The organism is Streptomyces sp. NBC_00370 (assembly GCF_036084755.1).
GTDB lineage: Bacteria > Actinomycetota > Actinomycetes > Streptomycetales > Streptomycetaceae > Streptomyces.
In genome coordinates, this window is record NZ_CP107968.1 from 7,556,789 (window position 1) to 7,579,463 (window position 22,675).

Genomic DNA, 22,675 nt, shown 5'->3' on the forward strand with positions numbered 1-22,675 from the left:
GATTCAGGAGGGTAGGCTCCATTTCTGGTTGTTTGCTCCGTTGCAGTCCCAGATTTCGAGTTGGGTTCCGTCGGTGGTGGTGGCGTTGGGTACGTCGAGGCAGCGGCCGGACTGGGGGTTGCGCACCGCGCCGGTGGAGGTGGTGTAGGTCCATTTCTGGTTGGTGCCGCCGTTGCAGTCCCAGAGTTCGACGAGGGTGCCGTTGGCGGATCCGCCGTTGCCGGTGACCTCGACGCATTTGCCCAGGATCCGCAGGGTGCCGTCGCCTGCCACGGTGACCTGCTGGGCGGGGGAGCTGTTGCAGCTCCAGATCTGGATCTTGCTGCCGTTCGCCGTCGAAGCGGCGTTGTCATCCAGGCACTTGCCGCCGTTCGCCGACGTCACCGGACCGGTACGGCCCGCCGGCGGCCCGGGGGGCTTGGCGCCGCCGTCGCCGTTGTACGAGGGGGGTGCGGAGGAGGCCGCAGTGGCCCAATTGGTGTTGGCGGTGGTGCCGAGAGTGAGGTCGAGGGTGCCGCCACCGGTCGCGAACGACGCCGGCAGGTAGGCGTTGTTCCAGTTGGCGCCGTTGAGTGTGGCGCTCTGGACGTAAGGCGCGTTGTCAGCGGCCTGGGGGGCGTTGACGGTGATCGTCTTGCCATTGCCCAGGGTGACGCTGACCTTGGTGAACAGCGGACTGCCCAGCGCCAGGTCGGACGTACCGGGTGTCTCGGGGTAGAAACCCATGGCGGACCAGACGTACCAGGCGCTCATGGTGCCCAGGTCGTCGTTGCCGACCTTCCAGTTGGCCGGGTCGTTCGGCCACAGTTGGTCCTGGACCTTGCGGACGATCTGCTGGGTCTTCCACGGCTGCCCGATGTAGTCGTATTCCCAAGGCAGTTCGATCGAAGGTTCATTGCCCAGGTCGGCGTGCGAGCCGCCCGACCCGCCGAGGTCGGACAGCACGCTGTCGAGGTAGGTGGCCATCTTGGCGTTGCCGCCCATGGCGTCGGCCAGGCCGCGGATGTTGTGCGGCACCGCCCCGGTGTACTGCCAGGACGTGCCCTCGACGAACTGATCGCTGCTGGTGGGATTGAAGCCCGACGTCCAGGAGCCGTTCGTCTGCTTGGGCTGCATGAATCCGCTGGAGGTGTTGAAGACGTTGCGCCAGTCCTGGGCACGGTTGGCGAACTGACTCCGGGTGGTGGTGTCGCCGAGAGCGCCGGCGAAGGCGGAGGTGGCGAAGTCCTGTGCGCTGTATTCGAGCAGGGTCGCCACCGAGCCGTAGAAGTCCTTCGGATAGCTGCCGTCCGAGGGCAGATATCCGTACTTCGTCTGCAGGTCCAGGCCCATCCGGATCGGATTGCTGGTGGTGCCCTGCTTCACCATGGCGTTCTTGGCGGCGCTGGTGTCGAAGTCCCGTGCCCCGAAGGCGTAGTAGTCCGCCACGATCGCCGGCCCCGGATCGCCGTTCATGACCTGGGTCTCGGCCGAGTTCAGTGACCACTTGGGGAAGAAGCCGGCTTGCGCGTAGTCGTTGACCAGCGACTGGGCGCTGTCACTTGCCTGTTGTGGCGCGACCAGTGCCTCCAACTGCGCCTGGGTGCGGTAGATGTCCCAACCGGAGTAGGTGCCGTACTGAGCCTTCTGCCGGCCCGACACCGTGTGCACCTGATGGTCGAAGCCCCAGTACTTCCCGTCGCTGTCGCTGAGCAGGTTGGGGTGCAGCAGCGAGTGGTACAGCGAGGTGTAGAACACCTTCTGCTGGTCCGACGTGCCGCCGCTGATCGCGATCTTGCCCAGGACGCTGTTCCACGCGTTGTGCGCGGCGGTCCGGGTTCCGTTGAAGTCCCAACCGGCGTTTTCCGCAGCTCGGTTGGCGGTGGCGCCGGCGATCGAGACGTAGGACAGGCCGACCTTGGCCTGCACCACCCTGTTGCCGGTGGTGTTGAAGGTGACCGAATTCCCGCCGTTGAAGCTGCCGTTGCCGGTCATGGGCTGGTCGAAGACCATGTCGAAGTACGCGGTGTACGACGGGGCGGAAGCGCAGAACAGCCCGGCGTCCACCGAGCCGCTGACCTCGGTGCTGCTCACCTTGGTGAAGTGCAGATTGGTGGCCTTGTCCGCGTTCAGTTTGAACAGCAGATTGGCCTGTGTGGTCGAAGGGAACGTGAAGCGCGCCATTCCGGAGCGGGCCGTGGTGGTGAGTTCCGTCTTCACGCCGTTGCCCAGGGTGACCGCATACGCTCCCGCGTCGGCCGACTCGCTGCTGTGCGAGAACGTCTGGGTGGCGGCGCCGTCCACGGTGCCGGTGGTCGGCAGCACGGGGATGTCGCCCATGGCGCCACAGCCCGGCCCGGACAGATGGTTGAGACTGAAGCCGGTGACAACGTTGTCAGAGTACGCGTAGTTACCGCCGGGCGGACGGGAGGACGTGTCGGGGCTCCACGAGACCATGCCGAACGGAGTGTCGGCGCCGGGGAAGGTGTTTCCGGCGTTGGACGTGCCGAGCAGCGGATTGACCAGAGATGCTGGATCCGCCGCCGCCGCCGCGGCGGCGGTCGCGCTGCGCGAGGCGGGGGCGGTGACGGGCGTGTCGGCGTGAGCGGCGGTCGGGGCGGCGAGCCCCAGCAGCATCACGGAGAGGGCAAGTGGCAGGCGCCATCGTTTCATCGTTGCGGCTCCAGGAACGGACAGCCACGGCTGTCACCGGACCGGTGGGGGTAAATCTCCAGAAGCAAAGGGCAGGCCCACGACGGTTGTCAACGGAACCGACCGAAATCGCAAAAGAATCAACAGCGTTTGATTCGGCTGCAGTTGACGAACGGAGGACGGGCGGCCGTCGGCGCCGCAGGTTCCGGCGGATCCCGTCGGCAGCCCGGCCGCTCGGCTCGCGACCGCTGGTCAACCGGGACATGGGGAATGTGGGCGGCGAGCGCTGCCGGGTCTCCACCAGACACCGTGCGGACCGGAGTAGGTGCCGAGAGAAGCTCAGTGGGAGCGCAAACACCGATTCATCCCGTCGTGTCCGGGCCATTGACGCGGTCATGACTGATGGCTAGCTTCGGAGAGCGCTCTCCTCCGTCATCGGTGCGTCTTGCCGTATGTGACCGGTCTCCCGGGAGGCCCCATGAATGCTGCACGGAAGTCTCTGGACCGCGCCATCGCGACAACGTTGTCACACCCCGCTCCCGCGAATGATCTCCGGGTCGGCGTCGGCGACGGGTACGGGCGGATCCGCCAAAGGCCGGTGGACCGGCCGACCGGCGACCCCGTCCCGCGCCGACCGTCATGGTCGTTTCTGTTTCCTTGTCAGGGGCGTTGACTCGGAAACGAACACGACTCCACACTGTGCGCGATTCCCTCGGTGAAAGGATGTCAGTGATGCGGAGATTGTTAAGACTTGCACCTCTATGGGTGCTGACGCTCCTCGCGGCCGCCTTGGCGGTGAGTGCGGTTCCCGCTCAGGCGGCTACGACATCGATCAGTGTGGACGGCGCCCAGAGCGGCCGGACGTTCGACGGAATCGGTGCGATCAGTGGTGGCGGCGGCAACTCGCGACTGCTGACCGACTATCCGGCCGACCAGCAGTCCCAGATCCTGGACTACATGTTCAAGCCCGGCTACGGCGCCAACCTTCAGCTGCTCAAGCTGGAGATCGGCGGCGACGCCAACTCCACCGACGGCTCCGAGCCGTCGATCGAGCACAGCAGGGGCACGATCAACTGCAACGCCGGATACGAGTTCTGGCTGGCTGAGCAGGCCAAGGCGCGCAACCCCAACATTGGTCTGTACGGCCTGGCGTGGGCGGCGCCCGGCTGGATCAACGGCGGCTTCTGGTCGACCGACACCATCAACTACCTGATCTCCTGGCTGGACTGCGCCAAGACCCACAACCTGAACATCAAGTATCTCGGCGGCTGGAACGAGCGCGGGCACGACGCCAACTGGTTCGTCCAACTCCGCTCCGCGCTCGACTCGCACGGTTACGGCGGCGTCCAACTGGTCGCGGACGACAGCGGCTGGAACGTGGCCGACGACATGGCGAACAACAGTGCCTTCAACAACGCCGTGTCCATCATCGGCGCGCACTACTCGTGCGAGGGCGGGGACGGGGGTAACGCCCACACCTGCTCCAGCACCGCGGCGGCGAAGAACAACGGCAAGCCGCTGTGGGACAGCGAGAACGGCTCGCAGGACATGAACACCGGCGCCCCCGCGCTGATCCGGGCCATCACCCGCGGCTACATCGATGCCAGGATGACCAGCTACTTCAACTGGCCGCTGATCGCCGCGATCTACCCCAACCTGCCGTACAACACCGTCGGTCTCGCGACGGCCGCCTCGCCGTGGTCGGGCAATTACCAGATCGGCGCCAGCACCTGGGCCACTGCCCAGGTCACCCAGTTCACCCAGCCCGGCTGGAAGTTCATCGACTCCGCTTCGGGTTATCTCGGCGGATCGGAGTCCAACGGCACGTACGTCACCCTGAAGTCGGCCAACAACTCGGACTACTCCACCGTTCTGGAGACCACGACGTCGACCTCGACGCAGACCGTGAACTTCTCGGTCAAGGGCGGGCTGTCCACCGGCGCGGTCCACGTGTGGGCGACCAACGTCAACTCGCCGAGCAACAGCTCGTCCTTCATCCACACCCAGGACATCACGCCGAGCAACGGCTCGTATTCGCTGACGATGCAGCCCGGCTACGTCTACACCGTCAGCACCATCGCCGGCCAGGGCAAGGGCACCGCCACGTCGCCTGCCGCCCACGCGCTCGCACTGCCTTACTCCGACAACTTCGACAACGTTGTCACAGGAGGTGAGGCGACATACCTCTCCGACATGCAGGGCTCCTTCGAGGTTCAGCCCTGCACCGGCCGGTCGGGCAAGTGCGTGCAGCAGATGGCTCCGGTCAAACCCATCGAGTGGCAGGACGACTCCGACTCGTACTCGCTGATCGGCGACCCCACCTGGTCCAACTACACGGTCAGCTCCGACGTCTACCTGCGGAGCGCGGGGACGACCGAGCTGCTGGGCCGGGCCAACACTCAGCAGCGACCGCAGTCGCACATGAACGCCTACTATCTGCGCATTCGGGACACCGGCCAGTGGTGGATCGAGAAGATGTACACCGACGGCAGCAACCACACGCTGGCCACGGGTACGACGACAGCGTTGGGCACCGGCCAGTGGCACAACCTGTCGTTCACGTTCCAGGGCTCGGAGATCAGCGCGAAACTCGACGGAAAGCAGTTCGGTTCGGTGAACGACTCGTCGTTCCAAACCGGCCAGGCCGGCCTCGGCATCCAGGGCTACCGCACCGACCAGTTCGACAACCTGTCCATCACCCCGGGCTCCGGCGGCGGCGGCACCGGGACCGGCGCGGTCAGCTCCGGCCTCAACGGCGCCAAGTGCCTTGACGACTACCAGGCTTCGACCACCCCCGGCGCTGTCGTGGACCTCTGGGACTGCAACGGCTCGTCGGCCCAGCAATGGACGGTGGCCAACGGCGCGGTACGCAGCGGCGGCCTCTGCCTGGACGTGGTCGCCAACGGCACGGTCAACGGCAGTCTCGTGAATCTGTGGACCTGCAACGGCGCCGCCAACCAGCAGTGGACCGTCAGCAACGGCACGCTCGTCAACCCCGCAAGCGGACGCTGCCTCGATGTGCCCGGCTTCACCACCACCAACGGCACCCAACTCGACATCTGGGACTGCAACGGCGGAGCCAACCAGAAATGGAACCTGCCCACTTGATCCACGGCTGAGCCGGCCCGGGCGGACGCGCACCGCGGCGCCCGCCCGGCCCGCCATCCGCACGCCCGCGCCCGTCAGCCCCACCACCGCACAGTCACTGAGAGAGGTGCCCGATGTCGAGACCTGTCCGTGGGCCACGCCCGCATCCGCGCCGGCGGTTCCACATGCTGCTCGGGGCGGGCGCGTTGGCCCTGGCCGTGTCCACCGTCACCGGTACGGGGCTGGCGGCGGGCCCGGCGGCCGCCGCGAGCGCCCCAGCCCGACCGACGCTGACCTTCGCCGACTCCGCGACGCAGGCAAAGCTCGGAGCCCCCTACACCAAGGCGCTGGCCAATTTGCTCGACACCAACACCGTCAGCTACGACCCGGCGGTGTACAACTCCTCCGGACTGATGACCGATGATCCGCAGACGTTCATCCGGGCGGGCGGCGGCTACGACCAGCCGTGGACCCGGGACGCGGCGGTGAACAGCTGGAACGCGGCGAGCCTGCTGGAGCCGAAGCAGGCAGCGAACACCCTCTGGTCGGCTGTGGTCAAGCAGTCCGACGGGCAGCTGATCGTCCAGCAGGACAACGAGCAGTGGGACCAGGTCGTGTGGATGACGGGTGCCTGGAACCACTACCTGGTCACCGGTGACCGGACCTTCCTCACCCATGCCTATCAGGTGGCCACCAACACCCTGAATCTGCGCAGGAGTCAGAACTTCAACAGCAGTCGCGGGCTGTTCCAGGGGCCGTCCTTCTTCAATGACGGCATCGCGGGCTATCCGGCGCCGCCGGCCGACAGCGCGGAAAGCCACGGTGGTTACGTCGGCGACTACGCGGCGACCGCGACGATGATGACGCTCAGCACGAACGCGGTGTACTACGCGGCCTACCGCAGTACCGCCCAGATGGCCGCGGCCCTGGGCAGGCCCGCCGGTGAGGTGAGCGCCCTCGGCGCGTCGGCCGACACGCTGAAGACGAAGATCAACCAGAACTTCTGGATCCCCGACAAGGGGCTGTACGGCTACTTCGTCCACGGCGACGACGGCATGTCCGGCCAGCTGGACCGGACGGAGGAAGGCACCGGCCTGTCCTTCGCCGTGCTCTTCGGTATCGCCGACTCCGGCCAGGCGCAGTCGATCATGCGCAACGCGCACGTGCAGCCGTACGGCATCGTGGACACCTACCCGAACTACGCCCGCTACAGCGACGCCAAGCCCGGCCGGCACAACATGGTCGTCTGGCCGATGGTGCAAGGGTACTGGGCCGATGCCGCCGCGCAGACCGGCAACCAGGCGCGGTTCGCGAACGAGGTCCAGGCCCTGGCCGGACTCGCCAACTCCAGCGGGCAGTTCGCCGAGATCTACAACGCGCAGACCGGAGCGGTGGACGGCGGCTGGCAGACCGGCGGCCACTGGACCGCCGCTCCCGACCAGACCTGGTCGGCGACGGCGTACCTGCGGATGATCGACAACGATCTGTTCGGCATGAAGTTCAGCACCACCGGCATCGACTTCCGGCCGACGCTGCCCGCCGGGTGGGGCGACGCCACGCTGAACGGCGTCCGGTACCGGGGCGCGACGCTGAACATCGCGCTCCACGGGTCCGGCAACGTCATCAGTTCCTTCAAGATCGACGGCACGGCTTCCTCAACGCATGCCGTCTCCGCCACGCTGACCGGCGCGCACACCGTGGACATCACCCTCTCCGGAGCGCAGCCCCTGCCCAGCACCGGCACCATCCTGTCGGGCGCGAACAGCGACAAGTGCCTCGACCTCAACGCCAACGCCACGGCGAACGGCACGCCCGTCCAGCTGTGGGACTGCAACAACACCACGGCACAGAGCTGGACGCGCCAGACGGACGGCACCGTGCGCGCCAACGGCAACTGCCTCGACATCAACGGCGCGAGCACCGCGGACGGGGCGCTCGTCCAGGAGTGGGCATGCAACGGCGGCTCCAACCAGCAGTGGAAGGTCACCAACGGCGCCCTGGTCAACCCGGCGTCCGGCAAGTGCCTCGACGTTCCGGGCGGCAACACCGCCAACGGCACCCGGCTGGAGATCTGGACGTGCAACGGCGGCGCCAACCAGCGCTGGGCGACACCGTGACCCCGCAGCCGCCCAGCCCGCATCGCACCTCACACGTTTCCTCTCGACGACGGCGTCAAGAAAGGCGTTCCTTGTGAGAATCGGCAGACCGAACAACACGGTGGCCCGCTCGCTGCTGACCGTGGCGGTCGCATGCGCCCTGACCGTGCCGACGTACGCGCTCACGCTCGCGCCCGCGGCCTCTGCCGCGCCCGCCGCTTCGGCCGCCGAGGCCCCCGCCTTCACCACCTCCTTCGAGTCCGGCCAGCCGCAGCCCACCTGGAACAGCACGGTGGAGACCAACGCGTCGGGCAGTCCGCGCACCTCCGGGATGTCCGCCGGCATGACCACCACGGTCGGCTCCGGCCCCGCGGCGGGTCCCGACATCAAACCCAACGTCGGTTTCACCGGGACCAAGGCGCTGCAGTACTCCGGCACCCACACCCAGAGCGGCGGCGTGTGGGCGTGGAACAAGCTCTACAACGTGAACATCCCGGTCAGCCAGAACACCCAGCTGTCCTACGAGATCTTCCCCGAGCTGAGCCGCGGCGACCTTGCCTACCCGAGCACCTACGCCTCGGTGGACCTGCACTTCACGGACGGTACCTACCTCAGTGAGCTGTCCGGGGCGCCGCTGGACCAGAACGGCGTCAACCTGAGTCCGAAGGCACAGGGCACCGGCAAGATCCTCTACGCCGACCAGTGGAACCGCGTCGCGTCGGCCATCGGCCCGGTGGCCGCGGGCAAGACCATCGACCGTGTCCTGCTCGGCTACGACGACACCCAGGGCACGGCCAACTCCACCCAGTTCAAAGGCTGGGTCGACGACATCACCCTCGGCGCGGCGACGCCCAACACCTCGTCCAGCTACGCCCAGCACGTGGACACCCGGCGCGGCACCAACTCCTCAGGATCGTTCTCCCGAGGCAACAACCTCCCGCTGACGGGGGTCCCGAACGGCTTCAACTTCTACACCCCGGTCACCGACGCGGGCTCGTCGAGCTGGGAGTACGACTACGCGGCGCACAACAACGGCGACAACCTGCCGACCCTCCAGGCGCTCGGCGTCAGCCACGAACCGAGCCCGTGGATGGGGGACCGCGACCTGTTCCAGGTCATGCCGTCGGCCGCCACCGGCACACCCGACCTGAACCGCGGCAACCGTGCTCTGGCCTTCTCCCACGCCGACGAGATCGCCCAACCGCACTACTACGGCGTCACGTTCAAGAACGGCATCAAGGCCGAGATCGCCCCGGCCGACCACTCCGCCGCATTTCGCTTCACCTTCACCGGCAGCAGCGGCAACCTGCTCTTCGACAACCTCAACAACAGCGGCGGTCTCACTCTCAACTCCAACGGCACAGTGGACGGATACTCCGATTCCGCGATCAGCAACGGTGCCGGCGCGACCCGGATGTACGTACATGCCGAGTTCGACCGGACCCCGGGCACGGCGACCAAGGTGTCCGGTCAGGGCAGGGACAACGTCACCGGGTACGCCAAGTTCGACACTTCGTCCGACAAGACGGTGACGATGCGCATCGCCACCTCCTTCATCAGCCTGGACCAGGCGAAGAAGAACCTCTCCCTGGAGATCCCGTCCGGCACGTCCTTCGACACCGTCAAGGAGTCCGCCGAGCGGCAGTGGAACACGAAGCTCGGCAAGGTGGAGGTCCAGGGGGCCACCGACGACCAGCTCACCACCCTGTACTCGAACCTGTACCGGATGAATCTGTACCCGAACTCGGGCTTCGAGAACACCGGTACGGCCACGAGTCCGGTCTACAAGTACGCCAGCCCCTTCTCTCCGGCCACGGGCAGCACCACCCCCACCCAGACCGGCGCGAAGATCGTCAGCGGCAAGACCTATGTCAACAACGGCTTCTGGGACACCTATCGCACCGAGTGGCCCGCGTACTCCTTGCTGGAGGCGAACACCGCGGGTCAACTGGCCGACGGCTTCGTGCAGCAGTACAAGGACGGCGGGTGGACGTCCCGTTGGTCCTCGCCCGGCTACGCCGACCAGATGACCGGCACCAGCTCCGATGTCGCCTTCGCCGACGCCTACGCCAAGAACGTCACGAACTTCGACGCCCGTGCGGCCTACGAGGCGGCCGTGAAGAACGCCACTGTCGTTCCGACATCCGCAGGGGTGGGCCGAAAGGGCCTGGACACCTCGGAGTTCACCGGATACACCAACACCGGCCAAGGGGGCAGTATCTCCTGGTCCCTGGACGGCTACATCAACGACTACGGCATCGGCACCATGGGCGCCAAGCTCGCGGCCGACCCGAACACATCGGCCACCGACCGTAAGAAGTACCAGGACGAGTCCGCGTACTTCCTGGGACGGGCCCGGAACTACACCACCGTCTTCAACAAGAACGTCGGCTTCTTCGAGGGCCGCCAGCCCGGCGGCGCCTGGCGCGTGCCCGACAGCGGCTTCGATCCGAAGCAGTGGGGCAACGAATACACCGAGACCAACGCGTACAATTACGCCTTCACCGTGCCGCAGGACCCGAACGGCCTGGCGTCGCTGTACGGCGGTAAGAAGGGCCTCGAAACCAAGCTCGACACCTTCTTCGCCACCCCCGAGACCGCCATAGGTGACGCCGGCGGCTACGGCGGCACCATCCACGAGATGACCGAGGCCAGGGACGTCCGCATGGGCCAGCTGGGCATGAGCAACCAGCCCTCGTTCGGCATCCCCTACGCGTACGACTACGCGGGGGCCCCGGCGAAGACCCAGGCCGCCGTCCGCCAGATCCAGCAGCGACTGTTCACCGGCAGCGCGATCGGTCAGGGCTACCCGGGCGACGAGGACAACGGAGCCACCTCGACCTGGCAGATCTTCAGCGCGCTGGGTTTCTACCCGCTCCAGGTCGGCAGCGACAACTACGTCATCGGCTCGCCGCTGTTCACCAAGGCCACCGTCCACCAGGACAACGGCAAGGACATCGTCGTCAACGCCCCCGCCAACAACCGCAGCAACGTGTACGTCCAGTCACTCAAGGTCGACGGGCAGGACTGGAACAAGCTCTACCTGACCGGTACGCAGCTCAGGGCCGGCGCCACCCTGGACTTCGCGATGGGTGCGCAGCCCTCCGCCTGGGGCACCGGTGACAACACCCTGCCGGACTCCCTGACCCCGGCCGGCCAGGCGCCGCAGCCGCTCGGTGACACGACAGGGGCGGGACGCGGAAGCGCTGCGGCGTCCGACGGCACCAACGTCGGGGGACTGTTCGACGACTCCTCGGGCAGCCGGGTGACCTTCGCCGACGCGACGCCCACGATCACCTACGACTACAGCGGCGGCTCGAAGCGGCAGCCCACCTTCTACACCCTCACCTCGGCCACCAACACCGCACAGGACCCCAAGAGCTGGACGCTCCAAGGCTCCACCGGCGGCTCGACCTGGACGACCCTCGACACCAGGACGAACGAGTCGTTCCCGAACCGGCTCCAGACCCGGCCGTTCAAAATCGCCGACCCGGGGGACTACTCCTCCTACCGGCTGGTGATCTCCGCAGACTACGGGGACGCGAAGACCGCGCTCGCCGAGGTCGAACTGCTCGCCACCGGTACCCAAGCCCCGGGGCAGACCGGCAACACCGGCCCCGTGGTCGCGGCCAACGGCAGCAAGTGCCTGGATGACAACGCCGCTTCGACGGCGAACGGCAGCAAGATCCAGATCTGGAGCTGCAACAGCTCCCCCGCCCAGCAGGTCACCGTGGCAGGCGACGGAACCCTGCGGATCCTGGGCAAATGCGTCGAGGTCACCGGCAACGGCGGATCCGCCAACGGCACCCTCGTCGAACTCTGGGACTGCAACGGCGGCACCAACCAGAAATGGACCTACACCACCTCCACCGGCGCCCTGCGCAACCCCCAGTCCGGCCGCTGCCTCGACGTACCCAACGCCACCACCACCGACGGAACCCAACTCGAAATCTGGGACTGCAACGGAGCAAACAACCAGAAATGGACGGTACCGAGCGCATGAAACGCACGGATGAACACAGACCGTTGCTACGGCGGCTGGTGGCCGCCGTCGCGACCACAGCCCTCGGGCTGGGACTGCTGATGGGGGTGACCGGCACCTCCACGGCTGCCGGCACCCCGGCGTCCAACGGCGCCGCTGCCCTGATGAAGTCCTACGACGCGGGGACCGGGCTCATCGGCAACGGCTGGTGGACCTCGGCGGTGGCGATGAGCACCGTCATGACCTATCAGCAGAGGACCGGCGACGCCCAGTACCAGTCGACGTACGAGACGACGTTCAACAAGAACAAGTCGCACAACTTCACCAACGACTACCTGGACGACACGGGGTGGTGGGCGCTGGCCTGGATCCAGGCGTACGACATCACCGGCAACGCCTCCTACCTCCAGATGGCCAGGACCGACGCCGAATACATGCACGGCTACTGGGACTCCACGTGCGGCGGCGGTATCTACTGGAGCACGGCGAAGAGTTACAAGAACGCCATCCCCAACGAGCTGTTCCTCCAGGTGACCGCAGGGCTGCACAACCGTGTTCCGGGAGACACCACCTACCTGGGATGGGCCAACGCCGAGTGGAACTGGTTCAACGGCAGCGGAATGATCAACAGCTCGCACCTGGTCAACGACGGGCTCACCAGCGCCTGCCAGAACAACAACGACACCACCTGGACCTACAACCAGGGTGTCATCCTGTCCGGACTGGCCGAACTGTACAAGGCGACAGGCAACTCCGGCCTGCTCGCCACGGGCACGTCCATCGCGGACGCGGCAACGTCCCGGCTGAGCAAGAACGGCATCCTGACGGAGCCCTGCGAGCCGAACTGCGGAGCCGACGGTCCCGCCTTCAAGGGCATCTTCATACGCGACCTGCGGGCGTTCGCCACCGCCGCCCGCAGCACCGCCTACGACGGCTTCCTGACGGCCCAGGCCAACTCGATCATCGCCCACGACACCGACGGCTCCGGCCAGTTCGGCCTGGTCTGGGCAGGCCCCGTGCAATCCGTCTCGTACAGCACCACGGCCGCCGGCGAGGACGCGCTGGTCGCCGCACTGCCCGGCTCGGGCAGCGGCACCCCGACACCGACCGGCCCGGTGACCTCCGGCGTGAACGCCGGCAAGTGCCTGGACGACTTCGGTGCGTCGACCACGGCCGGCGCCAAGGCCGATCTCTGGGACTGCAACGGCTCCTCCGCGCAGACCTGGACCGTCACCGGCGGGACGCTGCGGGCGAGCGGTCTGTGCCTCGACGTCACAGGCGCAGGAACGGCCAACGGCACCCTGGTGGAGTTGTGGACCTGCAACGGCGGCGCCAACCAGCAGTGGCAGCCGTCCAACGGCACACTGGTGAACCCCGCATCCGGTAAGTGCCTGGACGACCCCGGCTTCGACACCACCAACGGCACCCAACTGGACATCTGGACCTGCGACGGCGGCGCCAACCAGCGCTGGGCGCTGCCTGCCGCGTGAACCTCCGTACGAATCGCGCTGCGGGCGCCTCCCGTCGCGATCCCTCCCCACCGAACAGGACTGACCATGAAGAGATCCACCGTCTGCGTCACCACGGCATTACTGACAACGGCGCTGATGACGGCGCTGAGTGTCGGACCGGCTTCCTCGGCAACGGTAACGGCCGGGAGCCCGGGGACGCGGGCCGCCGCCGCGGCGCCCGCCAGTCTGCGGGTCCTGCCCCTGGGCGACTCCATCACCTGGGGCGTCGGAAGTCCGTCGGGCAACAGCTACCGAGGCTATCTGTGGAACGAGCTCGCGGCCGAGGGCCACGCTCTGGACTTCGTGGGCTCGGGACGCAACGGTCCGATGTCGGACCCCGACAACGAGGGCCACTCCGGGTGGCGTATCGACCAGATCGACTCGATCGCCGATTCGGTCCTGGCCCGGTACCGGCCCAACGTCGTCACGTTGGAAATCGGCACGAACGATCTGAACGGGAACTACGAGGTACCGACCGCTCCCGCCCGGCTGAGCGCGCTGATCGACCGGATCACCAACGCCGCTCCTGACGCGACCGTGCTGGTGGGATCGGTGATCGTTTCCACCAGTGCCGGCGAGGAGGCCAGCCGGCCGGCGTTCAACGCGACGATCCCCGGGATGGTGTCGGCGAAGCAGGCGGCGGGCAAGCACGTGCGCTTCGTCGACATGAGTGCCCTGACGGCGGCGGACCTCTCCGACGCCCTGCACCCCAACGACAACGGCTTCAGCAAGATGGCTGATGCCTTCAACGCCGGCATCCAGGCCGCCGACAGTGCGGGCTGGCTCAAGGCGCCGGTGGGCGTGGGCCAACAGGTGCAGTCCGGTGTCGCGGGGAAGTGTCTGGACGTCAACGCCGGCAGCAGTGCGAACGGCGCCGCCGTGCAGATCTGGGGATGCAACGGCACCGACGCCCAGATCTGGTCGGCGCGCACCGACGGCACGCTTCGCGCCCTGGGCAAGTGCCTGGATGCCACCGGCGCCGGCACCGCCAACGGCACGAAGATCGAGATCTGGGACTGCAACGGCGGTACCAACCAGCAGTGGCAGGTCTACAACGGAGGCTACCGCAACCCCGTGTCCGGCCGCTGCCTGGACGACCCGGCTGCCTCGACCACCGACGGCACACAGTTGGTGCTGTGGGACTGCAACGGCTCCGCCAACCAGAAATGGACGTCTCTGCAGCCGAGTTGACGGCCGAAAGAGGCGTGTGCCGCGGCTGCGCAAGCTGTACCGGTCGTTCCTCGCGCTGAACTGATCCATATCCGAAGCCGGTGTCTCGGAGTCCGGCGGGGCGAGCCGCATCGCCCCGCCGGATCCGGTCAGCAGCCGGCCGGTGCCTACTTTCCTACCGGGTTGAGGAAGGTGGCCGGGTGTGTGGCGCCGTCCTGCTTGAGGATCTGGCCGCCGAACGGCCACTTCAGGGTGAAGTGGGTCGTCTCGTTCGGCGGGGTCACCAGGAACTTCGACGGAACGAACTTCTCCTTCTTCGGCGTGGACGTGGCCACCGGGAGCAGGGTGATGCTGAAGTCCGTCGTGTCCCCCGGTGCCAGGGCGATCTTCACGGGCTTCTCGGAGGAACGCGCCAACGACCAGGTGCCGTCGGTCGTCTGAGCGCCGGTCATGTCGACACCCGCGAAGCCGGACAGGGTGCAGGTGCGCTTGCTCGTGTTGGTGAACCAGATGAAGGCCTGCGTCTGCTTCGCGCTCTGCCCCATCTCCGGCGCCGCGTCACCGCCCAGGGCGAAACCGGCCTTCAGATCCGCGGTGTGGCAGCGGGTCGGCGCGGCCTTGGCGGTGGCGGCCGAGGCCGGGACGGCGGCGGCGACGGTGCCGGCGGCGACCACGGCGGCAACGGTCATCACGGTCAGCTTGCTCTTCATGAATTCGGCTCCTGGATAGGAATTGGCGAGTTTGGTAAGCGCTTCTGCGGACTTGAAGACGTGAAGTGTGCGGGAAGGGTTCGGTGCGGCGGAGAAGTTTCTTCGGGGATTTCTCGGGAGGTCGCGTCCGCTGCTTCCAGCCCACCGCGAGCGGGCCCGGCGGATTATCGGAAAGGCTGGCTGCACATCTATTGTGACGACCTCAGCTTGTTCCGCGATCTGTTCCATCCGCAACAAGGAACGGTCATTCCGGGAAGCTGGAATGCTGAAAGGTGCGCTGACCAGGGCAGATGCCGACTGCCTGGAACGGCCGACTGGAACGGGAGGGCGTCGGCCGTAGGGAGGGCGCCCACCGGCCGGCTGCGGACCGGCAGCATCAGGCAAGAGATGAGTAAAACGCGCATACCGCAAGCCGCTGAAACCGCCTACCGTTTGTTGACCCTTCTCGATCGTCTCTACAGACGAGAGATGTCATGGCAGCCATTGACTGTCGAGTGAGGGTTGTTGACAACGTTCAGGGCGGATATTGGCCCAGCCGGATCTCGGTCAGAACCAACCTCGTCCCGCCATGACGTCTGCGCCGCGCATGCCGGGCAGTCGGTGAGTCCGTGCGTTCGGCCGTGGTCGGTGTGCGGGTGGAGGGTGCATTGTGCATGTCCGGGTGCACACGCGAGACGTGACAGCGGTGACTGTTGCGGCTCTCCCGCGGCGTGGCACCTTCTGTAGCGCGCCGACAACGACACGACGTCGGCAACACCGCGACTGCAGGGGAGTGAGTGTGAATCCGGAGTACGCCGCATACTGCGAGGCGGACCGTGTCTTCTACGACGCGCCGCACCGCTCCTCCGCCGGTCGTCAGGGTGAAGGCGCGCTCTACGGTCCGGCCCGTGAGGCCGCCCCCGAGGGGTGGGAGCGGTCGCGGCGTGGTGACTGGCTCTCCCTCAGCCCGCTCGGTCTGCGGGTGCCGTCGCAGGGCTGGAAGATCCACGTCTCGGCGGGACTCGACAACGCGGAATCGGTTCTGCGGCGGGTGCTCGACTACTGTCTCCCGCGCCGGCTGCCCGTCAAGTTCATACCCGGGCCCGCCCTGTTGCATCTGCGTAACGCGAAGTACGCGGACCGGGCGGGCAGTGGCAAATTCATCACGGTGTATCCACACTCCGAGGACCAGTTCCAGGATGTGTGCGAGGGGCTGATGGCCCTTCTCGAAGGTGAGCACGGTCCCTACATCCTGAGCGATCTGCGCTGCGGCAGTGGCCCCGTGCATGTGCGGTACGGGGCGTTCGCACCGCGGTTCTGTCCCGCGCCCGACGGCCGCCTCGTACCCGCAGTCGCCGATCCGCAGGGCCGGCTCGTCCCCGATCCGCGCGGTCCTTCGCTGAACATCCCCGCGTGGGTGACACCCCCGCCGTTCCTGCTGCCGCATCTTGAGGCGCGCAAGGCCGTCGGGCTGGCCGATGTGCCCTACGCCGTCGAGGGCGCCCTGCACTTCTCCAACGGGGGAGGCGTCTACCTCGGCCGGGACACCCGCAGCGGGGAGCGTGTGGTGCTCAAGGAAGCACGGCCGTACGCCGGACTGGCCGCGGACGGGGCCGACGCGGTGGCCCGGCTGGAGCGCGAGCGGGTGGCGCTGGAGCAACTGACCGGGCTGGACTGCGTACCCGAGGTCCGGGACACCCTCGACATCGGTGAGCACCGCTTCCTCGTACTGCAGCACGTGCCCGGCGCCACCCTCAACGCCGTGTTCGCCCGCAGGTTCCCGCTCTCGCAGGCGGAGCCGACACCGGAGCTGATCGCCGAACACGCCGCGTGGGCAACGAGGTTGTACGGACTCGTCGAGCGTGCCGTGCTCGACGTCCATGAACGCGGTGTCGTCATCAGCGACCTGCACATGAGCAACATCATGGTCTCCGAGGACGAATCCCGGGTCGTACTGCTGGACTTCGAGGCCGCGTCGAGAACCGACGAGCGGCGCCGCCAGATCGTCGCCAACCCGGCGTTCGTCGCGCCGTCCGACCGGCGGGGGGCGGACATCGACCGGTACGCACTGGCCTGTCTGCGGCTCGCGCTGTTCCTGCCGCTCACCACGCTGTTCGCGATCGACCGGCGCAAGGCGGCCCGACTCGCGGAAGAGATATCCCTCATCTACGGGATACCGGAAGCCCGCCTCCGTCCGGCCGTCGAGGAGATCCTGCGGGACGCCGCACCGGACACCGCGCCGATCGCCGAGACCAAGACCAGGACCGGGACCGGGACCACGGCCGCGGTAGTGGCGGACGGCCACCCCGACGCATGGGGGCCATCGGTTACCGCGCTCGGTGACTGGCCGCGCAGCCGGGACTCGATGGCCCGCGCGATCATCGACTCCCGCACACCGGAGCGCGACGACCGCTGCTTCCCCGGCGACATCGCCCAGTTCGCCTCGCCCGCCGGCGGCCAGTCCTTCGGCTACGGCGCGGCAGGAGTCCTCCACGCCCTCCGGGAGACCGGAGCACCCTCCTGTCCGGAGGCCGCGGAATGGCTGCTGGCCCGCGTCAAGTCCCCGGCGCCCGGCACACCCGTCGGCTTCTACGACGGACTGGCGGGCATCGCCTGGACCCTCGACCGGCTGGGACACCAGGACCAGGCGACCGAACTCGCCCTCCTCGTCGCGAAACAGCCACTCGAAGGGCTCACCGCCGACCTGCACAGCGGCTACGCCGGAGTGGCCCTCGCCCTCCACGATCTGGCCCGCGCGGCCGACGCCCAGGACGCCGCCGTACTCGCCGACGCCGCCGACCGCTGTACGGCGCTGGCCGCCCGGTCGCTCACGGACGGCCCGCCCACCTCCAGGACCGGGCTGCTGCACGGCGCCACCGGCATCGCCCTGCTCTTCGTACGCCGGTACGAGGCGACCGGGGACCCCGCGCTGCTCGACCTGGCCGGCACCGCGCTCCGCCGCGACCTGGCCCGTTGCCAGGAAGGCGCCGACGGGGCGCTCCTGGTGGTCGAGGGCAAACGGACGATGCCGTACCTCGGAGCCGGCAGCGCCGGCCTCGCGACGGTCATCGACGACTACCTGCGGCACCGGCCCGGCGACGAGGCGTTCGCAGTCGCGCTGCACGCGCTGCTCCCCGCCTCCCGGTCCGCCTTCTACGTCCAGCCCGGCCTCTTCCGGGGGGTGGCCGGACTCGTGCTCCAACTGGCCCGCACCTCGGCGGGAGAGCCGGCCGACCGACAGCGCGTCATCCGCAGGCACACCGCGCTCCTGGGACTCCACGTCATGCCGTACCAGGGTGAAGTGGCTTTCCCGGGAGAGCAGTTGATGCGGCTGTCGATGGACCTGAGCACCGGCACCGCAGGCTGCCTGCTCGCTCTGGGCAGCGCGCTCGGGGACACCCCGGCGTCGCTGCCGTTCCTGCCGCCGAACGGCGCGCACCGCGCCGGACAAGGCGGCCCACAGACCGGTCCCATTCGGGGCCGTTGCTAAATCCCGCACACAACAGTCCCCAGAAAGGACACCATCATGGCTCTTCTTGACCTTCAGGCGATGGAGACCCCGGCCGAAGAGGCGTTCGGCGACGTCGCGACGGGCAGCCAGGTCAGCCTGCTCATCTGCGAGTTCAGCTCGCTGAGCGTCGTCCTCTGCACCCCGTGACGCGCGCCGTCGCGCTGACCGGTGGCTGAGGCGACCGGGCGGCTGTCGGCGGCACAGTCTGATCCCGGGCGGTTTCTCCGCCCGGGATCAGCTGTACCCGATCACCCGATCACCCGATTCAGCGCGCGGTGCACGCGCGACACACCGACGGAAGGATCCCGGCGTGACCAGCGCTCCCGACGTCCCGTCCGCCGGCGGTACCGCACTGGATCTCGCCCGCAGGCGGCCCGCAGCCCTCACCGGTGTCCTGGTGTGTTCCGCGGGCGCCGCGCTCGCCGCGGTGGCACTGCCCGCAGCGCTCGGCACCACCGTTGACCACATCGTGACCGGTAGGGCCGTCCCCTGGCCGGCCCTTCTGCTGTGCGCCGCACTCACCGCTGCCGAGGTCCTGCTCGACGCCGCCGCAGCCCTGCTGGGAGGCGGCGCCACCGCATGGCTGACCGCGTGGCTGCGCGGGCAGACCCTCGACCGGGTGGTGCGCGCCGAGCCCCGCCACGGCGAGACCGTCGCCCCCGGCGACCTCGCCACCCGGCTGTCCGCCAACGCTGCCGACGCCGCGTCCGCCCCCGTCACCCTGGCCGGCTCCGTCGCCGCTGTCCTCCTCCCCGTGGGCGGACTGGTCGGACTGTTCCTGATCGACCCCTGGACGGCCGCCGCGCTGCTCACCGGCGCCCCCGCCCTCGTCGCCCTGCTGGTGACGTTCGCCCGGCACACGGCCGACACCACCGCCGACTACCAACGCGCGCAGGCCGACGTCGCCACCCGGCTCTCCGAAGTCCTCGACGGCGCGGCGACCGTCCGGGCGGCGCACACCGGGGCCCGGGAGTACGCCCGTATCCTCGAACCCCTCTCCGCACTCGCCCGGTACGGACGGCGTACCTGGGAGGTGTACGGGCGCGCCACCGGCCGCAGCGACGTCCTGCTGCCGCTGCTCACCGTTCTGGTCCTCGCCGTCGCCGGACTGCGGCTCGCGGCCGGCGCGATCAGCGTCGGCGACCTCGTCGCCGTCTCCCGCTACGCCATGCTCGCCGTCGGTCTCGGCTCGCTGACCGGCACCCTGGGCGCGCTGTCACGCAGCCACGCCGCGGCCCGCCGCCTCGCCCCCCTGCTCGCCCTCCCCGCCATGCCCCACCGCTCGCTCACCCTGCCGCCCGGCGGCCCTGGAACGCTGGAGCTGCGCGGTGTGAAGGTGGTGCGCGACGGCAACGACCTGCTGCGGGACGTGAGTTTCACCGTCCCCGGCGGTACATCGACCGCCGTCGTCGGCCGGTCAGGATCCGGCAAGTCCGTCCTGGCGGCCGTGGCGGGCCGGCTCACCGACCCCGACGCCGGAACCGTCACACTGGACGGCGTACCCCTGGACGCCGTGGAACCCGTACGGCTGCGCCACGACGTGACGTACGCCTTCGCCCGGCCGGCGCTGCTGGGTACGACCGTCGAGGACACCATCGCCTTCGGCGCCGTCCAGCCGTCGCCGTCCGAGGTGCGCTCCGCTGCACGGGCCGCTTCGGCGGACGGCTTCATCGAGCTGCTGCCGTACGGGTACCGGACCCCGCTCGCGCAGGCACCGCTGTCCGGCGGCGAACGCCAACGCCTCGGCCTCGCACGCGCGTTCGCGCACACCGGGCGGTTACTGGTCCTCGACGACGCCACCTCCGGGCTCGACACCGTCACCGAACGACAGGTCCAGCGAGACCTCGCGCGCCGGGCCGGTACGAGCACCAGAGTGATCGTCGCCCACCGGCTCTCCTCGGTCGTCGAAGCGGACCAGGTGGTGTGGCTCGACAACGGCACCGTGCGCGCGGTGGGCCGGCACGAAGACCTGTGGGCGGACCACGCCTACCGCGCCGTCTTCGTCGTGCCGCCGGCCGAGGACGAGGAGAAGTCAGCGGACAAGGAGAAGTCCGCCGAAGGGGCCGGATCCGGCGAACCGGCGCTCGTCGCGGAGGAGGACCCGCGATGACGCGCGAATCCTCCGTGACGGTGGAGCCCCGGGCACGGCGGCAGGACCCACCGGCAGGGCGGGCATCCGGCTCCGACGCACCGTCGTCGGCCGGCGCGCTCCGCCGCGTCGCGAGGGAAGCGGCGCCGTTCCTGCGGGCCCGCACCTCGGTCCTTCTGCGCCTGGCGGCCTGGTCGTTGGTCGAATTCGTCCAGACCTTCCTGAGCGGGTACGGGGTGGCCCGCGCCCTCGACCAGGGCTTTCTGGCCGGGAGTTCGTCAACCGGTCTGCTGTGGCTGGCGGTTGCCGCTGCCGCCACCCTGCCGACCTGGCTCGCCACCCGCGGCATCTTCGCCCGGCTGGCCGACCTGGTCGAGCCGTTCAGGGACGGACTCGTACGGCGCGCGGTCGCCCGAGCCCTGACGACCGCACTGGACCGGCGGACCGACACCGCCACCACCCGGTCCGTCTCGCAGGTCACCCACCAGAGCGAGATCGCCCGCGACAGCTGGGCAGGACTCGTGCTGACCCTGCGCTCCTTCGTCTTCACCGCGGCGGGCGCCCTCGCCGGGATGGCCGCCCTGGCACCCGAGTTGCTGCTCGTCGTGCTGCCGCCGCTGGTACTCGGCCTGGCGCTGTTCCTGGCCACCCTGGTCCCGATGGCGGCCGGACAGCGCGCCTATCTCGGCGCAGACGAGGCGTTCGCCGCGCACGCCGGACACACCGCGTCCGCGCTGCGCGACATCGCGGCGGCCGGCGCCGCGGAACCCGTCGCGCGCGCGGGCAGGGAGCTGGCCGACCGGCAGGCAGCCGCTGCGCGTTCGCTCGCCCGGTGGGCCGCCGTGCGCGTCGTCGCGCTCGCGGTCTGCGGCCGGGTGCCGCCCCTGCTCCTGCTCTTCGCCGCGCCCTGGCTGATGCGCCGAGGCCTCACCGGCGGTGCGTTGGTGGGGGCGCTGACCTATCTGACCCAGGCGCTGGCCCCGGCCGTACACGCCCTGATGAGCATGCTGGGCACGGCCGGGGGGCGCCTGGTGGTCGTACTGGACCGGTTCACCAACCCCGTACCACCGCCCGCCGAGCCGCCGTCCGCCACCGCACCGGCCCCGTCCGGGACGCCGGTCCCGGCGCAGATCCGGCACGCCACCGCCGCCACTGCCGGCAGCGGCCGGTCCGCGCCCTCCGGTCCCGTGGTGGCCGAGCTGCGGAAGGTCACCTTCGCGTACGGCCCGTCCGCCCGGCCCGTGCTCGACGGGTTGGACCTCACCGTCCGGCGCGGCGAACACCTCGCGGTCGTCGGGCCCAGCGGCAGCGGCAAGTCGACGCTCGCCGCGGTGCTCGCCGGGGTCGTCCCGCCGACCGGGGGAGAGGTGCGCTGGTACGGGCGTCCCACGGCTGACCTGGACCCCAGGAGCGCGCGTACGCTCCTTCCGCAGCAGGCCTACGTGTTCACCGCGTCCCTGCGGGACAACCTGCGCTACCTCCGCACCGACGCGTCCGAGCAGGACATCGCCGAGACGGTGGACGCTCTCGGCCTGCACGGTCTGCTGGACCGGCTCGGCGGACCGGACGCCATGGTCGAGCCCGCCCTGCTGTCCCAGGGCGAACGCCAGCTCATCGCCCTGGGCCGGGCCCATCTCGCCACGGCCCCGCTGCTCATCCTCGACGAGGCCACCAGCCACCTCGACCCGGCGGCCGAGGCGCGGGCCGAGACCGCGCTCGCCGCGCGCGCCGGGACGCTCGTGGTCATCGCCCACCGGCTGACGTCGGCGGCGCGCGCCGACCGGATCCTGGTGGTGGACGGAGCCCGGACGGCGCAGGGCACCTCGGCCGAACTGCTCGAAAGCTCCGCCCTCTACCGGGACTTGACCGGCACGTGGGCGCCGGAGCCGGGCCGGGCGCCGTAGGACGG

General features: G+C 68.9%; 11 protein-coding genes. 9 read left to right on the plus strand and 2 right to left on the minus strand.

The genetic code is table 11. The features are described 5' to 3' along the window. Nucleotides 1-3: 3 nt before the first annotated feature. The gene (locus OHS57_RS33530; RefSeq protein WP_328584342.1) at nucleotides 4-2,652 is read right to left on the minus strand and encodes a lectin; all 2,649 of its coding nucleotides are present in this window, start codon (nucleotides 2,650-2,652) and stop codon (nucleotides 4-6) included. A gap of 816 nt (nucleotides 2,653-3,468) precedes the next feature. Between OHS57_RS33530 and OHS57_RS33535 the strand changes: the two genes are divergently transcribed. From OHS57_RS33535 to OHS57_RS33555, 5 genes are all read left to right on the plus strand, one after another. Beyond that, on the plus strand, nucleotides 3,469-5,739 hold the full coding sequence (locus OHS57_RS33535; RefSeq protein WP_328584343.1) for a ricin-type beta-trefoil lectin domain protein: 2,271 nt from the start codon (nucleotides 3,469-3,471) through the stop codon (nucleotides 5,737-5,739). A 113-nt stretch (nucleotides 5,740-5,852) separates the two neighbouring features. Beyond that, a complete protein-coding gene (locus OHS57_RS33540; protein ID WP_328584344.1) occupies nucleotides 5,853-7,835 on the plus strand; it encodes a ricin-type beta-trefoil lectin domain protein in 1,983 nt (660 codons plus the stop codon). Between the two features lie 73 nt (nucleotides 7,836-7,908). Further along, nucleotides 7,909-11,817, plus strand: a complete 3,909-nt coding sequence (locus OHS57_RS33545; protein ID WP_328584345.1) for a GH92 family glycosyl hydrolase — start codon at nucleotides 7,909-7,911, stop codon at nucleotides 11,815-11,817. Beyond that, a complete protein-coding gene (locus tag OHS57_RS33550) occupies nucleotides 11,814-13,286 on the plus strand; it encodes a glycoside hydrolase family 76 protein (RefSeq protein ID WP_328584346.1) in 1,473 nt (490 codons plus the stop codon). Before OHS57_RS33545 ends, OHS57_RS33550 begins: the two co-directional genes overlap by 4 nt. 66 nt (nucleotides 13,287-13,352) lie before the next feature. Next, complete coding sequence (locus tag OHS57_RS33555; RefSeq protein ID WP_328584347.1) at nucleotides 13,353-14,498, plus strand: ricin-type beta-trefoil lectin domain protein; 1,146 nt, start codon at nucleotides 13,353-13,355, stop codon at nucleotides 14,496-14,498. A gap of 146 nt (nucleotides 14,499-14,644) precedes the next feature. On the opposite strand, the gene OHS57_RS33560 is transcribed toward OHS57_RS33555, so the two are convergent. After that, complete coding sequence (locus OHS57_RS33560) at nucleotides 14,645-15,187, minus strand: DUF4232 domain-containing protein (RefSeq protein ID WP_328584348.1); 543 nt, start codon at nucleotides 15,185-15,187, stop codon at nucleotides 14,645-14,647. 778 nt (nucleotides 15,188-15,965) lie between these two features. On the opposite strand from OHS57_RS33560, the gene lanKC reads away from it, so the two are divergent. The 4 genes from lanKC to OHS57_RS33580 all read left to right on the plus strand — a co-directional run bounded on the left by lanKC (nucleotide 15,966) and on the right by OHS57_RS33580 (nucleotide 22,670). Then, nucleotides 15,966-18,656 carry a class III lanthionine synthetase LanKC gene (gene lanKC, locus OHS57_RS33565; protein ID WP_328584349.1) on the plus strand — a complete coding sequence of 897 codons (2,691 nt, stop codon included), beginning with the start codon at nucleotides 15,966-15,968 and terminating at the stop codon, nucleotides 18,654-18,656. A gap of 36 nt (nucleotides 18,657-18,692) precedes the next feature. Next, nucleotides 18,693-18,824, plus strand: coding sequence for a SapB/AmfS family lanthipeptide (locus OHS57_RS33570; protein ID WP_041993935.1), 132 nt, complete (start codon nucleotides 18,693-18,695; stop codon nucleotides 18,822-18,824). Between the two features lie 163 nt (nucleotides 18,825-18,987). After that, nucleotides 18,988-20,787: an ABC transporter ATP-binding protein gene (locus OHS57_RS33575; protein ID WP_328584350.1), complete on the plus strand. Its 1,800-nt coding sequence runs from the start codon at nucleotides 18,988-18,990 to the stop codon at nucleotides 20,785-20,787. Beyond that, nucleotides 20,784-22,670 (plus strand): ATP-binding cassette domain-containing protein, encoded by a 1,887-nt coding sequence (locus OHS57_RS33580; RefSeq protein ID WP_328584351.1) that lies wholly within the window; start codon nucleotides 20,784-20,786, stop codon nucleotides 22,668-22,670. The genes OHS57_RS33575 and OHS57_RS33580 overlap by 4 nt, the downstream gene beginning before the upstream one ends. The last annotated feature ends 5 nt before the right edge of the window (nucleotides 22,671-22,675 follow it).